The following is a 15465-nucleotide window of genomic DNA, read 5'->3' as shown; positions in this document are numbered from 1 at the left end:
GGGGCTTCCATTATTCAAAATGCCATTCATTAATATCATCCAATGAACCTTCCCAGAAATCTTTGATGCCGCCTTTAAGATTTTTGCTTTGAGCCATAATATAATCCGTTTCATATAAAGATGTAACAAATTGATTATCCCGCATATATTTTTGAATTTCAACATATGCCGTTTTACGCTGATCTGCCGACGTCATCGCAGCCGCTTTTAACATCATATCCGTAAGTGTTGGGTCATCCGTGTGCGCGAAGTTGCTGCTGCCGCCGGGAATAAAATAGGAACTGTAATCCGGATCTGCCGTAAGACCGTATCCCAAAAGCAACAGTTCATAATCGCCTTTTTTAGCATTTCCAAGGACGGTAGGGAAATCTAATTTTTGTTGCTTTACATTCAATCCAATCGCTTTAAGATCTTGCTGAATCAGATCTGCTGACTGTTCACGCAATACATTTCCCAAAGGAACTTGCAAGGTTAATTCTTTCGATGTATCAAATCCAGAAGCAGCTAATTCTTCCTTAGCTTTAGCAGGATCATATGGCAGTGGTTCCACGCTCTTATCATAAACCGGGCTAGCCATAGTATATACGGTCGGAACTACTTGTGCTGTTCCCTTATAGAGCTGATCAACAAGTTGTTTTCTATTGATGGCCATTGTAACTGCACGGCGGAACTTAACATTAAACATAGGATTGCTGTTATTTACTTCCAAATACTGTCCCGCAAAAGAAGGTGCTGTTTTAACAATCAGTTTACTATCTTTTTTCAAAACATCCAAATCCTTGACAGGGATGACGCCTATGCCGCCGCCCGCTGCTAATTGCACATTACCAGACTTAAGTTCCGTTACGAGGTTAGTCCCATTCATCACCCGAATAAATAGTTTTTTCAATTTGGGTGCACCCTTGTAATAGTCTTCATTGGCTGCATATTCAACATGATCATTAGTAACATAAGCCACAAACTTATATGCACCGCTAGTCACTGTCGGTTTTGTTGCTGCTTCTGAATTAGCAATAGCTGCCGGATCAATCTTTTCAAATACATGTTTCGGTACAATATATACCTCAAACCCTAACATACTTTTTAAATAATTGGGATCTACAGGCGCTTTTGTCTTAAAAACAACCGTCTTTTCATCCTTGGCTGCAAGTCCCGGAATCGCATCGCCGCTAACTAATTTTCCCTTATCATCTACACCTTCCAGCATATTAATATACGTTCCTTTAGATGTTTCTACCTTAGGATTCGCTATTAAATTAAGTGTATACACTACGTCAGCTGCGGTAACTGGCGTACCGTCTGTCCATTTTGCTTTAGGATTAATTTTAATAGTAAAGTTTTGATTATCCTGAGATTCAAAACTTTCTGCTAATTGTGGTGTAAATTTATTAGGTTCCGGCATTCCCAGCAATGTATCATACATAAAACGAATTGCAAACTGTCCAGCGATCCCCGGATTAAACAATGGATTAAATGAATCCGGCGCATTTGTCATTCCTATATACAAGGTATCTCCCGTTTTTCCGCCAGCTCCACCTTTATTTCCGCCGCATCCGCTAAGCATAGCTACACCTACCAACATAGAAACACCCAAGATAAGGCTTTTTCGTTTACGCATCCAATTTAACAAGCCCATGATCATACCCCTTTCTTATTTTCAATACAACTACAATACTATGTTCTATTTTGAATCTCCATCTATCGCTTCATTAAGTCCGTCACCCAAAAAGTTTATCGTGAGTACAGCAATAAGAATAGCAATTCCCGGCGGAATCCAACGCCAAGGTTCTTCTGATAAAATAGTAATAGATTGAGCACTCGTCAACATATTACCCCAACTAGCTGCCGGCGGCTGTACTCCCATTCCCAGAAAGCTTAAAGAAGCTTCAATAAGGATAGCCGATGCAATACCAAACGTACAATTAACGAGAATCGGTGATAACACATTTGGCAAAATATGTTTAAATACAATGGTTCCTGGGGAATAGCCGGTAACAATGGCTGCCGATACATAGTCTAATGATTTAACACGAAGCACTTCGCCTCTGACCAATCGGCAAATAGGCGGCCACCCCATGAATCCCATTACCAGCATAACGGTTATCATATTTGGTCCTATTAAGCTAACAATAACAAGAATAATCATAAATTGTGGATACGCCATAAACACTTCCGTAATCCGCATAATAATACTATCAATTGCTCCGCCAAAATATCCCGATAAAAGTCCCAAGGTGATGCCAATAGCTGCATAAATAATTACTGAACCGATGCCGACAATCAGAGAAACCTGAGAACCATAAATCAAACGGCTCAATACATCACGCCCTACATCATCTGTTCCCAGCAAATGTGCAATTGATGGTGCTTCGTCAAAAGCACCTACTGTCTGTACCGGATTATATGGAGAAATAATCGGAGCCAGCACAGCTAAGAGTATAATCGCAAAAAACAAAAACATGCTCCAATACGCTACTCGATTCTTACAGAAACGCCGCCATGTAATTTTCCCCCAAGATTCCACTTTTTCCGCATTCTTCTTCTGTTCCGCTTTTTCTTCTTGAATAAATTCCGGATTAAACTGACCTAACATGCCGTTTTGATGAACTAAGACTAATTTTTCCGCATCCATATACGCTTCCCCCTTTATTTACTGTATTTGATTCGCGGATCAATGACGGCATACATGATATCCACCAATAGATTAGCAGCCAGTACAGCAACCGCCGATAAAATAACAATAGCCATAAGTATCGGATAGTCACGTGAATTAATAGCAGCAACTGTCAATGAGCCAATTCCCGGCCATTGAAAAATCTGTTCCGTTATAACGGCACCACCAATAACCTTAGGAAGATCCGTCCCAATAACTGTAACAATGGGAATCAGAGAATTGCGAAAAACATGAGCAGACAAAATTTGTTTCTGATCTAATCCTTTTGCCAAAGCGGTGCGAATATAGTTTTGACTTAATACATCCAATACACTCGCCCGAACATACCGAATCATATTGGCGGAAAACTGTGACGCCATAACAATTACTGGTAAAACAAGGTGCATCATTCTATCACCCATATCATTTTCTGCTCCGAGAACCGTCATGCCACCGGTCGGAAAAATATCAATTTGAACAGCAAAGAGATAAATCAGTGCCAATCCTAAAAAAAATGGCGGAAAAGATACATTGAAAAATGTCCAGCCAATAATAGCTCGATCGACCCAGGAATTTTTACGTAACGCTGCTATTATTCCCAAGGGAATTGCCGATACATAGGCTACAAGCAAACTAATACTCATAAGTATTAAAGTCGGACTAAGACGCTGCCCGATAATCTCCAATACAGGTTGCCGATTGCCAAAGGAAAATCCCATATTACCACTTAAAAAATTTCCAATCCAATCTACATACTGTACAACTAACGGTTTATCCAACCCTAATGCTGCTCTTGTAATTTCAACCTGAGCCTGTGTCATATCCGGTGTAATATACATATCTGCCGGGTCACCCGGTGTCAGGTGTACCAGGACAAATGCACCTACGGATATAAGAAAGAGAACAGGAATCGAAATAGCCAGTCTTTTTAAAATATACATACCCACTTGCATTTCCCCCCTTTAAATGATTGCGTTATTGTCATATGGTTCTCTGCGAATTCTCCATGTAGATATTAATTTTAACCACCTCATTCCTTAAATAAATAAAAAAAAGCAATGGTATACATATAGCACCATTGCTTTGATTTATTATTACACTAATTAATTTAATAGTCAAGTATATTATTTATAATATTTAATTTATTACAAATCTATATGGCAATATTTTTATAATCATGCTGCTTTTCTTTTTTATCTGATTCATCAATTTATCCACTTGGATTTCTTCCCATACTTGTGCTATACTACATATGTACCGCACAGCATGGGGACGTAAAGGTTTCGACGGTGGCGGTTGTATCATAAATAGCGAGCCGGGGTGTCATCTGCCCGTAAATCGGTGAAAACGTTAAATTAAACGCTAAAGAAGAAAATTTTGCCTTAGCTGCTTAATGCAGCTAACGTCTCTTTCTGCTAATCCTGCGTGCAGATTGCAGACGTCATCTAGCAGGATACCTATCAACTTTGCCTGAAAGCTGACAAGGGAACCTTACAGGCTGGAGCAGTTTAGTTTGTCCTTGTACGAACACTGCTTAAGATAATCAACAAGGTCTGCGCTCGGAGAAGTTTATGGGGCAGCGTTATCGGACAGGAGTTCGACTCTCCTCGTCTCCACCATTTATATGTACAAAAAACGAAGAATGCATTTTGCATTTCTTTTTTCCCCAACAGAAATCCGAATGATTTTCAAAAAATCATTCGGATTTCTATTTTTAATTCAGTTATATAATTTTGAAAACAAACAAGTACCTGTATATATCTAGTACTCTATATTTCAGATATGTATGCCACAAAAAAGCCTTGTTGTATAATATACTAATGCATACCTACAATAGGACCATGTAGTATTGCTAAATCATCAATTCGACTATCAACGATTATCCCAGATTTTCCCATATTACGACATAACAAGTGTTTTACCACTTACTGATTATTTTACTTTACCCTCCATACCGAACAACCGCATATACTTTTTTACGTTTTTATATGTTCCTTCAACAGCTGCCGTACTAAAGTCAAAATATCCAGCATCACGTTTTACTGCCGCCGTATTTCGTATATAAGCAGCAACACTATCATATGATGCCGTAGCAATATTGATCTTGCGGATTCCATGATGGATACAATCCCAAAAATCTTCGCGTGTAAGTCCCGTACCACCATGTAATACCAACGGGCACTCCACGACTGAAGCAATTTCCTTCAGCCGTCCAATATGCAGCTTTGGCTTTTGTGTATAATGACCATGCGCAGTTCCAATCCCAATTGCTAAGGCATCCACCCCTGTTTCTTCAATAAACTGTTCCGCTCCTTCAACAGTAGTAAGAAGTTCATCCTCACTGTACGTTTCCTTCGCTCCGCCAATACAGCCAACTTCTCCCTCAATTTCTGCTCCGTAAGAGTTACATAATTCCTTGATTTTCCGTGTCATTGCTATATTTTGTTTCAACGGATATTTAGATCCATCAAACATAACCGATGTAAAACCTAATTTCAATGCCATCTCTATTGTCTCCCACGTTGTTCCATGATCAAGATGGACAGCGACAGGGACCGATGCTTGCCGTGCCGCAGCCAGCATCAACGGACCTAATACAGATAATGGTGAATATGCTAATCTGCTTTCCGCAATCTGTAGCAATAAAGGTGCCTGAAGTTCTTCTGCCGCTTTAACTGCCCCCATGGTCATTTCCATATTAGAAACATTAAAGGCTCCTATCGCATATGAATTATCTCGTATAGGAGAAAGGAGTTTGCTCATTTTCACAAGTGTCATATTCAACTATCCTCTTCTCTAATAACATTATTCATCATACTATTCTTTTCTCTCTACAATGTCAAGCAGGAATATGATATATAATAATATAGCAAATAGAGTTACACTACTATTTCTTTCAAAACAACCGTTCCTGTATCGACAAACAAATCTCCAGACCGCTTTTTCATAATCAACAATTATGCTAAGCGTCACAAAATAAAAACAATTTTTAAGCACATCCGTGCATCAAAAACCTTATCCGCCCATTAATGAAAGTAGTCGATTTACGATTTTTTAAAGTAGTTAAAGTAGTATTATTTAAACACATATATACGTGTTATATATATAAAACAATCACTAGTAATTTTTATAACATATAGTTTTAATGTTAAAATTTTAATATAAAAGAAAAGCACCTGTCCGATATGTATCGATACAGGTGCTTTTCCAAAGGTGGATGTATTATCTATCTATATGAAGGATGGAGGTTTCAGGGTTTACCTCTTTTACTCTCGCTAACTTTGACAGACGCTAAAAATGTAGTATACTGTAAAAATTACTTGAGTATATAATAATAAATTTTTATTATCATTTTTAATATCGCATCATGCTTATTAAAATTATAAAGTACTATTTCTTCTTCTGCAATATATACACCTATATTTTCTTTAAAAAAATATAGTAGCACAAGCGAAGTAAATTCAAAAACATCCATTTTATCAAATGTATCGCTATTTTTTCAAGTGGCACTATAATAAGTACCACTTTTATTTTAGGCTTTTTGCATAACTTATTTCTATATGAATAGAGGAAAATAAAATGAATATATATATTTTTTACACCTTATTAAGTCAATTCATTTGGGGATTATTGCCCTTGTTTTGGCTGCTGCTTAATCAAATTTCCCCTTTATATACATTGGCAACACGAATTATTTGGTCTGCAGCCTTATGCTTTGTCTTAATTTTACAAAAAAAACTGCTGCCGGAACTAAAACATATATTAGTAGATAAAGCGCAATGGCCTTATATTATGGGTGCTTGTATTTTTATCACGTTAAATTGGGGAACGTTTATTTATGCCATTACGCAAGGCTTCATTTTACAAACTAGTCTGGCTTATTTTATGAATCCTATCGTAGTTATTCTCTTCGGTGCATGTTTATTTCATGAAAAGCTGGAATGGCTGCAACGTATTTCCATTATTTTGGCTGCTGCAGGTGTACTTGCTGCATTTTTTTTATATGGACAATTCCCATATCTAGCCCTTACCATTTGTTTTTCTTGGTCTTTTTACAGCATGATGAAAAAGAAAATACGTTTAGAAAGTCAAGTGTCCGTATTTATTGAATCCGTATCCATGGTACCTTTTTCCATTTTATTTATCATTTACAGTGAATATACAAACATTGGAGCATACGGAATACTGCATGGCTGGCAATGGATTCTTCTGCCTATGACCGGAATTGTTACAGCGGTTCCTATGATGCTTTTCACAACAGGTGTCAAAGGCACTCCCTTTACAGTTTCAGGTATATGCATGTATTTTTCTCCCAGTATGGCGCTAATCATTGGACTTTGTACCGGGGAAACATTAACAATACCGCTACTTATAACTTTTATCTGCACATGGATTGCCGTCGCCCTTTATCTACTCGGTTCATTTCATACAATGCACCGCTTGCGCAATAATGCAATAAAAAGAATCAAAACATATAAATAAAGAAGGAGTGCCGCATGCAGTGATTTTCACTGTTTCGACACTCCTTCTTTATTTATATTCCTATATGAGATTACGATTTAAACAATAAACCAGTGCATAAACAACATAGAAACACATGCATTAATACCACTGCTAACCATAAGCAACGGCCAATATTTTACCGGAACATCGGCAACTCCGAGAAGACGCCCCATATACTGCAATTGCGCTCCGATAAGGAAATAAGCAGGAGCCATAATCGTAATATGCACAGGATCCAACAATCCGTTCGCTGCCATACTGACAGTAAGTCCTACCGCAGCAGAACTGGAAAGCCACGTCGTAAGCAATACAGTTATAGCTTCTCCTGGAAGTCCGAAAACAGCCATGACCGGTCCGAATAAAGTACCTAATACTTTCATTACTCCAATAATATTTAATATTTCAGCAATTGTATACGCCATCAAAATATTAGGCATCAAATTGTTAACAGCAATTTTCCATCCCTTGCGGGCTCCTATAATAAAAATGTCAATAGGATTATTTGTTTCATTTGGTTGTTGTGTTGCATTTGCCATATTTATGCTTCCCCCTGTCCTGCGTCTTGTACTTTTTCATTTTGAAAATCTTTTTTATACACCGTATTTAACATAATTTGTACAAATTTTGCACCTGTAAATTTTAATACGAACATAACCACTAAGGGCAGCCATATGGGACATACTAAAAAAGCAAAATAAGCGGATCCAATAGTAAAATAATTACTGATAAGTCCTGCCCCGGAATACTGCCAAGCACTAATAATAATCAACTCTTTTTTTGTTATTAATTGGTCATCGTAAAGTCCCTTCGTCAATGCCGCTCCCGCATCTGTACTTTGCAAATCAGTAATGAGGGCCAGCCCGGTCAACCCCGGGATACCAAGGAACGGACGAAGCAGCGGAGTAAGTAAGCGATGAGCCGCTTTGATCGCACCATAATGAGAAAACACTTCTAAAAAACCTAATGCCAACATCACTCCCGGAGCAAGAGATATAGCAAATAAAAAACCTACTCGGGCACCGGTACCTCCAGCACCCAGAAAATTATTTACCTCCGGCTTTTTCATGGTACCAAAAGCTCCTGACAACGTTGTAAAATCCATTGCACTTAACCATTTCAGGCCTTCCAGCTTCATGAAAACTCCAGAAAAAAATAATACAGCAACAAGTAACGCTATATACCCTTTGACACCAATATGCCCGAATTTCACGCCTTCAGCTCTGAGTTTTGCAGCTCTGGCCATTTTTTCTCCTGCAGCATTTACTTGTGGTTGCTGCTTTTCATTTGTCGAATTTTGAGTATCCACGTGTACTCCTCCTTTAGTTAAAAAGTATAATTATATATTTGACATGAATTAAAGTGTATATAATTATATAAATATAGTCAATAGTAATATCCTTATTTAAAGCTGTTCTTCATTATATAAGTTTAAGTATTTAACATTTTAATATTTGCATGATATAATTATAAATATTAAATTTTTTTGGGGGGAATTGCATGTCCAGAGTATTAGATTTATATAATTATTTACATACCATTCCTGAATTAGGAATGCAAGAAAGAAAAACATCTGCTTTTCTGGCTGACCAGCTGGAAAACGCCGGTTATATCGTTACACGCAATATAAACAATGCAACCGGTGTTATGGGAATATACGATACGGGAATAACCGGACCCACATTAGCATTGCGGGCCGACATGGATGCTTTAGGCCATATGATAAACGGGAGCTTATGTGCCCGCCACTCTTGTGGTCATGATGCCCATAGCTCCATGGTTTTAACTGCTGCCGAAAATCTAATGCAATCTCACGCCTTAAAAAAAGGAAAATTAAAGATCCTTTTTCAACCTGCTGAAGAATTAGGCACCGGAGCAATTTCTTTATTAGAAGGCGGTGCCCTTGATGATGTCGATATGGTATTAGGCCTTCACTTACGTCCCAAATCAGAAGTTCCGCTCGGGCAAGCTACACCGGCTATGTATCATGCTGCCAGCCAACGTTTAAAAGCTGTTGTGCATGGAACCCGTGCACACGGTGCCCGCCCTCATCTTGGCGTCAATGCCATTGAGGCTGCTTCATTAGCCATCATGTCAGTTGCCACTATTCGCATGGATCCCAACATATCCTACAGCATTAAACCTACACAATTTGACTGCAACTCAGGTGTAACAAACGCAATTCCAGACGAAGCAACTATTATTTGGGATGTTCGAGCTGAACAAAATGATATCATGACAAATCTTTTGACTAAGGCAAAACAGGCCATTGAAAATACCAGTCTTTCTATGGGTGCTGCGGCTGATGTCTCTTGGTATAACCTGGTACCTGCCGCCGTATATACCGATGATGCCATTGCTTTATATACAGAAGCAATTGAAGCTGTACTAGGCAAAAAAGGAATATGCGATCCCGGAAAGACAGCGGGCGGTGAAGATTTTCATAATTTTATTTTACAGAAACCACAGATTCATGCTGGTTATTTTGGACTTGGCTGTGATCTCGAACCGGGACTTCATCATCCTGATATGCATTTCAATACAACTGCACTTGCCACAGGTACAGCCATTCTTGAATATGCTGCAAAAAAATATTTAGGGTAAAGGAGACCAACTATGAAAAGTCAAGTACTTTCTGAACTAAAAATGAATTTGTTTACAGGTTCTTAAAATAGGGTAACTTTAATAAAGCTCACCAACAGGAACTTTTTCACAACGGTATGTTCGTAAGCTGCTTACAGATTAAATGTGACGTTGTCTGTTAACATTTTATAAATAATGCGAACCAGCTTGCCGGCACAGTGTCCTAAAGCCCCATAATGGTTTAGACCAGCATCACGCTTTTTGTCGTACAGCTGTTTGAATACAGCATTATTTCGTACCACATTGTGAGCTGCATACATTAGGGCATATCGTAAGTATCGGGATCCTCTTTTGGACATTCGGGTATGAGTGGCGTTGAAGTTTCCCGATTGATGGATGGAAGGATCCAGCCCCGCAAATGCCAGCAACTTGCCGGGTGCTGAAAAGCGATGCACATCTCCTGTTTCACCCAGAATCATTCCGGCTTCTAAACAACTGATGCCGGGAATGGTCATGATGACTGAATCCATGGAACGAATAATGGTTTCCATGTTGGATTCAACATCTTCAATTTGGCTATCCAGTAACTCGATTTGCTCAATGGTTTGGGTTATCTGAATAGATATAGAACTGTCGCTGGAACCGACAGACTTCCGTGCGAGAACTCTTACTTCTTGAGCTTTGTCTTTCTTGAAACGGCCATGAGAAGCCGAGGCAAGAAGATGAGCCAGATGAGTCATATGCATGGAAGCAATCGTATCCGGCGAGGGCGCCTCCTTCAGGATAGCGTAGACAGACTTATGATGGATTCCGTTAAAGAAGTACTGCAGCTCAGGGAACGCCTGATCCAGGTACGAAGTCAGCATGATTTTATTGCGGGTACGCTGCTTCATCAATTTACGACGGAATCGGCCCAGGTTTTTCAAGTGTAGCAGATCCAGATCGTACTGCGTGAATCGTCTGAAAGGCTGCGTCATAAGCGTTTGGGCAATAATGGCGGTGTCCACCTTATCGGTCTTGGTCTTACGGATTCTGTTTTTCCGCATGCAAGACGTTTGGATAGGGTTGAGCACACTGACCGGAAAATGCCGGGTAACAAGGAATTCAACAAGATTATTGCCGTAGTGGGCCGTTGACTCAAGACCAACGATGAGGTTGTCTTTGTCATACTGATTCAGGACAGAGAGCAGCATACAGAAGCCATCGTTGTCATTTGTGAATTGGAACGGTTCTACGAGGACTTTACCATCAGAAGATAATACAGAAGCAAAGTGATTGAGCTTGGCAATATCAATGCCGACATAAATCATGGGATGCACCCCTTTCCTTATTATTGATGATGTGATATCCGTTCACGATTATCATCGTAGACTTGATTGAAATGAGTACTCGTACGCTGGTTTCAGCCTATGGCACATCCAACTATAAACAATTCAGATAATGAAACGGCAATACACTCCTTTTAGTAGTTGAACTACAGAAAATTATGAAAAGTCCACAACATCTGAATGTATTATAGTCACATACACCTACAATTAAAAGAAAGGAAAGTATGTAATTTTGCTTCTGTAATTATCATACAAGTTTTTACTATGTCCAATGTATTGACACATTACAACTATTTGCATGCTATTCCCGAACCTGGATTGCAGGAATTTAAAACTGCCGCATATTTAGCAGCTAAGTTAGAAGCCGCCGGCTATGCAGTTACCCGCCATATCGGTGGTGCCACTGGAATAGTTGGCATATATGACAGCGGTCTCCCCGGACCTGTACTCGGCATACGCGCAGATATGGATGCCCTGACACATATTATAGAAGGGAAACCCGTACAGCGTCACACCTGTGGGCACGATGCCCATTGCGCAATGCTTCTTACCGCCGCAGAAGAAATTATAGCAGAAAACTCTATAAAAAAAGGAAAACTAAAAATTATTTTTCAGCCCGCTGAAGAAATCGGCGTTGGTGCTAAAATCATGCTGGGAGCAGGTGTCATCAATGATATTGATATTTTATTAGGAATGCATATACGTCCTATCCAAGAATGTCGCAGCGGTCAAATCATTGAAGCAATGTATTATTCCTCTTCCTGTACTATAAAAGCAGTCATCAAGGGGATTCCCGCTCACGGTGCCCGTCCTCATCTCGGAATCAATGCAATTGATGGCGCTATTGCCGCTATAACAGCAGTAAATGCAATACACATGAACCCCGTTGTCGCTTGCAGCGCCAAATGCACACGCTTTCTCTGCGATTCCGGTGTTACTAATGCCATTCCCGCACATGCCGCTATTACATTTGACATTCGGGCTCAATTTAATGATACGATGAAAGAACTCAAGGAAAAAGTAATTCGAGCTATTCACGCAGGCGCCGCTACGGTCGGAGCCACGGTCGAAAGTCTGGAAACTCCCACAGAATTACCGGCAGCTGAATTGGATCCTGAAATCACTAAAATACTAGGAGAAATCATAGTTGAATCCTTTGGTAAGGAAGCGCTGTGCCCGCCTTTTACTACGCCCGGGGGGGAAGATTTCTTCTGGTATACCTCTAAACTTCCCCACTTGAAAGCTGGATTTACAGGTTTGGGGGTGGATGCAGAACCCGGACTTCATCATCCTGATATGCACTTTGATACATCAGCTCTAGAAAATGGCGTTATGATTCATAAGAAATCTATTATAAGATTTCTCAATGAATCATATACTATTTAAAACAAATTTCAGATCCCACTGTTATCAAAAATGCATGATGCAAGTTTTTTTTCTTTAATTTATATATTGGTATTATATATTTTGATTGAATTATGATATACTATGTATATTAATCTTAAACTAAGCCATATGTCTTAATTGGCGCATATAGTTTATATTCTATAATTATATACTTAAAAAGAAAGGTGGTTTTTTTAATGAAAGAAGTTGTAATCGTAAGTGCCTGCCGTACTGCAGTCGGTAAATACGGCGGAGCCTTCAAAGATGTTTCAGCTATTGATTTGGGTGCTGTTGTAATTGAAGAAGCCGTTAAACGTGCAGGAATTTCAAAAGATATTATTGATGAAGTTCTTATGGGCAACGTGTTGCAAGCTGGTTTAGGACAAAATCCAGCCCGCCAAGCCATGATCAAAGCCGGTCTTCCTGTAAAAGTTCCTGCATTAACAGTAAATAAAGTTTGCGGATCAGGACTGCGTACGGTATCTATGGCTGCACAGTTTATTAAGGCAGGTGATGCTGATTGCATCATAGCCGGCGGTATGGAAAACATGTCGGCTGCTCCCTATGCTATTCCTAAAGCTCGCTGGGGATACCGTATGGGAAACGGCCAACTCATTGATATTATGATCAAAGATGGCCTATGGGATGCTTTTAATGATTATCATATGGGTGTCACCGCTGAAAATGTTGCTAAACAATTTGATGTCAGCCGTGAAGCACAGGACGAATTAGGATTGCGCTCTCAGATTAGATCCTGCGAAGCCATAAAAAACGGTGATTTCAAGAGTCAAATTGTTCCGGTCGTCGTACACGGCAAAAAGGGTGATACTATTATTGACACTGATGAATTTCCGCGCGAAGGCTCTACCAAAGAAAATCTCGCCAAATTGAAACCTGCCTTTATTAAAGACGGCACAGTTACAGCTGGCAATGCTTCCGGCATTAATGATGGAGCCGCTGCATTTGTTATTATGTCTGCTGATAAAGCCGCTGAACTTGGCCTCAAACCATTAGCCAAAATTATAAGCTATGCTTCGGCTGGCGTTGATCCTGCCATTATGGGTACCGGCCCGGTTCCTTCTTCACGTAAGGCCCTTGAAAAAGCCGGTTTGAACATTACGGACATAGACCTCTTTGAATTAAATGAAGCTTTTGCTGCCCAAGCAGTATATTGCTGCCGTGAATTGGGAGTTGATATGAACAAAGTCAACATTCATGGCGGTGCTATTGCTATCGGACACCCAATCGGAGCTTCTGGTGCTCGTATTCTTACAACGTTGCTCTATGGACTACAGGAAGTCGATGGCAAATATGGCCTTGCTTCTCTTTGTATTGGTGGCGGCCAAGGTACTGCCTGCATCGTAGAACGTATCAAATAATTATTGATTTTAAGTTGCAAAAAACATGGATTTTTTAATCCATGTTTTTTTTTGGTGGTTTTATATTTTATTATGATATAATTTTCTTATGAAAAACGGTATTATCATTCTAATAATTTATTAAAATACTTTTTCAAGTAAAAGATAAATTAAAATAAAATTAAAATATTCTTTTTCTATTGCATTATTTTGTGAAAAAATGTACTATATTATTGTTAGATTGTGAAAAACAGAACGATAAAAATATATTTCATTATTCCTGTAATTTTACCTTTTTTTATATAAATATATACAATGGTTTTAAGCAGCAGATATACTCTACTAGCTAAAATATATCTCATTATTTCACATTCAGAAAGGGTGGTTTTCAAATGAAAGATGCTGTTATCGTAAGTGCTGTACGTACTGCTATTGGTAGCTTCAATGGTGCCTTCGCTGATGTTCCCGTAGTAAATCTTGGAGTTACTGCAATTAAGGGTGCTTTAGACCGTGCTCAGAATGTACCTCTCGACCAAATTGACGAAGTATTATTCGGTAATGTAATTCAGGCCGGTCAAGGACAAAATACAGCTCGTCAGGCTATGCTCCATGCCGGTATACCCCAGGAAGTTCCTGCTCTCACCGTAAATAAACTGTGTGGTTCCGGACTTCGTTGTATCTCCTTAGCTGCACAGCAGATCCAGTTAGGTGATGCAAATATCATCGTAGCCGGTGGTATGGAAAACATGAGCAACGCTCCTTATGCTATTGCTAAGGGACGCCGCGGATATCGCATGGGCAACGGAGTATTCGAAGACTTACTGCTTCGTGATGGCTTAACTTGCACGGAAAATAATTATCACATGGGTGTAACTGCCGAAAATATTGCCAAACGTTTCGGTATTTCACGGGAAGATCAAGATGCATTAGCACTCCGTTCTCAACAGCATGCTTATACTGCTCAACAGGATGGCACTTTTGCCCGTGAAATCGTTCCTTATATAGTTCACAAGAAAAAGGGCGATATCGTTGTTGATAAGGATGAATTTATTCGTCCGAACTGCACAGCCGCAGATCTTGCTAAATTGCGTCCTGCTTTCATCAAAGACGGTACGGTTACAGCTGGTAATGCTTCCGGTATCAATGATGGGGCTGCAGCTCTTGTTGTTATGTCCGCTGATAAAGCAAAAGAGTTAGGACTCAAACCATTAGCTAAAATTCTTAGCTGGGCTTCTGCCGGTGTTGAACCCGCTATCATGGGTACTGGTCCGGTTCCATCTTCGCGCAAAGCACTTGCTAAAATTGGCATGACTATTGACGATATGGATGTTATTGAATTAAATGAAGCTTTTGCAGCACAAGCTGTATATTGCTGCCGTGAATTAAAAGTAGATATGGATAAAACAAATATCTATGGCGGCGCTATTGCTTTGGGCCATCCAATTGGATGTTCTGGTGCGCGTATTATGGTTACCCTTCTTAATGGCTTACAAGCTCGTGACGGTGAATTTGGTTTAGCTGCTCTCTGCATCGGTGGCGGACAGGGTACTGCTTGCGTTATCCAACGTTTAAAATAATCTATTTTCAGATAAATATAAAAAGCATGAATTCTTCGGAATTCATGCTTTTTATATTTATCTGAAATAATACCTTACTT

At 39.5% G+C, this 15465-nt stretch carries 12 protein-coding genes and 1 other RNA gene; 6 read left to right on the top strand and 7 right to left on the bottom strand.

Features of this window, described 5'->3' with window-relative positions; all coding sequences use genetic code 11:
- Positions 1-10: 10 nt before the first annotated feature.
- From NXG62_RS13090 to NXG62_RS13080, 3 genes are read right to left on the bottom strand one after another with little or no spacing between them, the layout of a single operon-like run.
- Positions 11-1636 (bottom strand): ABC transporter substrate-binding protein, encoded by a 1626-nt coding sequence (locus NXG62_RS13090; protein ID WP_427112864.1) that lies wholly within the window; start codon positions 1634-1636, stop codon positions 11-13.
- A gap of 45 nt (positions 1637-1681) precedes the next feature.
- Positions 1682-2632 carry an ABC transporter permease gene (locus NXG62_RS13085; protein ID WP_427112863.1) on the bottom strand — a complete coding sequence of 317 codons (951 nt, stop codon included), beginning with the start codon at positions 2630-2632 and terminating at the stop codon, positions 1682-1684.
- A 14-nt stretch (positions 2633-2646) separates the two neighbouring features.
- On the bottom strand, positions 2647-3594 hold the full coding sequence (locus tag NXG62_RS13080; protein WP_427114287.1) for an ABC transporter permease: 948 nt from the start codon (positions 3592-3594) through the stop codon (positions 2647-2649).
- Between the two features lie 327 nt (positions 3595-3921).
- Between NXG62_RS13080 and ssrA the strand changes: the two genes are divergently transcribed.
- Positions 3922-4272: a transfer-messenger RNA gene (gene ssrA / locus NXG62_RS13075) on the top strand.
- Between the two features lie 313 nt (positions 4273-4585).
- On the opposite strand, the gene NXG62_RS13070 is transcribed toward ssrA, so the two are convergent.
- Complete coding sequence (locus NXG62_RS13070) at positions 4586-5431, bottom strand: ketose-bisphosphate aldolase (protein ID WP_427112862.1); 846 nt, start codon at positions 5429-5431, stop codon at positions 4586-4588.
- Positions 5432-6232: 801 nt separating this feature from the next.
- On the opposite strand from NXG62_RS13070, the gene rarD reads away from it, so the two are divergent.
- Positions 6233-7135, top strand: a complete 903-nt coding sequence (gene rarD / locus NXG62_RS13065; RefSeq protein ID WP_427112860.1) for an EamA family transporter RarD — start codon at positions 6233-6235, stop codon at positions 7133-7135.
- Positions 7136-7212: 77 nt separating this feature from the next.
- Here rarD and NXG62_RS13060 read toward each other — a convergent pair whose 3' ends face one another.
- Together NXG62_RS13060 and NXG62_RS13055 are read right to left on the bottom strand one after the other, a co-directional pair.
- Positions 7213-7692: a YjiG family protein gene (locus NXG62_RS13060; protein WP_427112859.1), complete on the bottom strand. Its 480-nt coding sequence runs from the start codon at positions 7690-7692 to the stop codon at positions 7213-7215.
- Positions 7693-7694: 2 nt separating this feature from the next.
- Complete coding sequence (locus NXG62_RS13055) at positions 7695-8462, bottom strand: hypothetical protein (RefSeq protein WP_427112858.1); 768 nt, start codon at positions 8460-8462, stop codon at positions 7695-7697.
- 191 nt (positions 8463-8653) lie between these two features.
- On the opposite strand from NXG62_RS13055, the gene NXG62_RS13050 reads away from it, so the two are divergent.
- Positions 8654-9757 carry an amidohydrolase gene (locus NXG62_RS13050; protein WP_322351506.1) on the top strand — a complete coding sequence of 368 codons (1104 nt, stop codon included), beginning with the start codon at positions 8654-8656 and terminating at the stop codon, positions 9755-9757.
- Between the two features lie 131 nt (positions 9758-9888).
- On the opposite strand, the gene NXG62_RS13045 is transcribed toward NXG62_RS13050, so the two are convergent.
- Positions 9889-11046, bottom strand: a complete 1158-nt coding sequence (locus tag NXG62_RS13045; RefSeq protein WP_427112084.1) for an IS110 family transposase — start codon at positions 11044-11046, stop codon at positions 9889-9891.
- 282 nt (positions 11047-11328) lie between these two features.
- Between NXG62_RS13045 and NXG62_RS13040 the strand changes: the two genes are divergently transcribed.
- From NXG62_RS13040 to NXG62_RS13030, 3 genes are all read left to right on the top strand, one after another.
- The gene (locus NXG62_RS13040) at positions 11329-12450 is read left to right on the top strand and encodes an amidohydrolase (RefSeq protein ID WP_427112857.1); all 1122 of its coding nucleotides are present in this window, start codon (positions 11329-11331) and stop codon (positions 12448-12450) included.
- Positions 12451-12647: 197 nt separating this feature from the next.
- On the top strand, positions 12648-13829 hold the full coding sequence (locus NXG62_RS13035; RefSeq protein WP_427112855.1) for an acetyl-CoA C-acetyltransferase: 1182 nt from the start codon (positions 12648-12650) through the stop codon (positions 13827-13829).
- A gap of 371 nt (positions 13830-14200) precedes the next feature.
- Entirely contained in the window at positions 14201-15385 is a 1185-nt protein-coding gene (locus tag NXG62_RS13030; protein ID WP_322351505.1) for an acetyl-CoA C-acyltransferase, read from the top strand.
- Positions 15386-15465 lie beyond the last annotated feature (80 nt).

It is taken from the genome of Megasphaera sueciensis (genome assembly GCF_050219315.1).
Classification (GTDB): domain Bacteria; phylum Bacillota; class Negativicutes; order Veillonellales; family Megasphaeraceae; genus Megasphaera_A; species Megasphaera_A sueciensis.
Note: the sequence above shows the minus strand (reverse complement) of the source record. Positions and strands in the feature narration are given on the sequence as shown.

Bases quoted from the DNA above. Each gene is read 5' to 3' on its own strand.
- NXG62_RS13045 (WP_427112084.1), bottom strand. From the start codon at position 11,046: ATGATTTATGTCGGCATTGATATTGCCAAGCTCAATCACTTTGCTTCT.
- NXG62_RS13040 (WP_427112857.1), top strand. From the start codon at position 11,329: ATGTCCAATGTATTGACACATTACAACTATTTGCATGCTATTCCCGAA.
- NXG62_RS13080 (WP_427114287.1), bottom strand. From the start codon at position 3,594: ATGTATATTTTAAAAAGACTGGCTATTTCGATTCCTGTTCTCTTTCTT.
- NXG62_RS13030 (WP_322351505.1), top strand. From the start codon at position 14,201: ATGAAAGATGCTGTTATCGTAAGTGCTGTACGTACTGCTATTGGTAGC.
- NXG62_RS13050 (WP_322351506.1), top strand. From the start codon at position 8,654: ATGTCCAGAGTATTAGATTTATATAATTATTTACATACCATTCCTGAA.
- rarD (WP_427112860.1), top strand. From the start codon at position 6,233: ATGAATATATATATTTTTTACACCTTATTAAGTCAATTCATTTGGGGA.
- NXG62_RS13090 (WP_427112864.1), bottom strand. From the start codon at position 1,636: ATGGGCTTGTTAAATTGGATGCGTAAACGAAAAAGCCTTATCTTGGGT.
- NXG62_RS13035 (WP_427112855.1), top strand. From the start codon at position 12,648: ATGAAAGAAGTTGTAATCGTAAGTGCCTGCCGTACTGCAGTCGGTAAA.
- NXG62_RS13060 (WP_427112859.1), bottom strand. From the start codon at position 7,692: ATGGCAAATGCAACACAACAACCAAATGAAACAAATAATCCTATTGAC.
- NXG62_RS13085 (WP_427112863.1), bottom strand. From the start codon at position 2,632: ATGGATGCGGAAAAATTAGTCTTAGTTCATCAAAACGGCATGTTAGGT.
- NXG62_RS13070 (WP_427112862.1), bottom strand. From the start codon at position 5,431: ATGACACTTGTGAAAATGAGCAAACTCCTTTCTCCTATACGAGATAAT.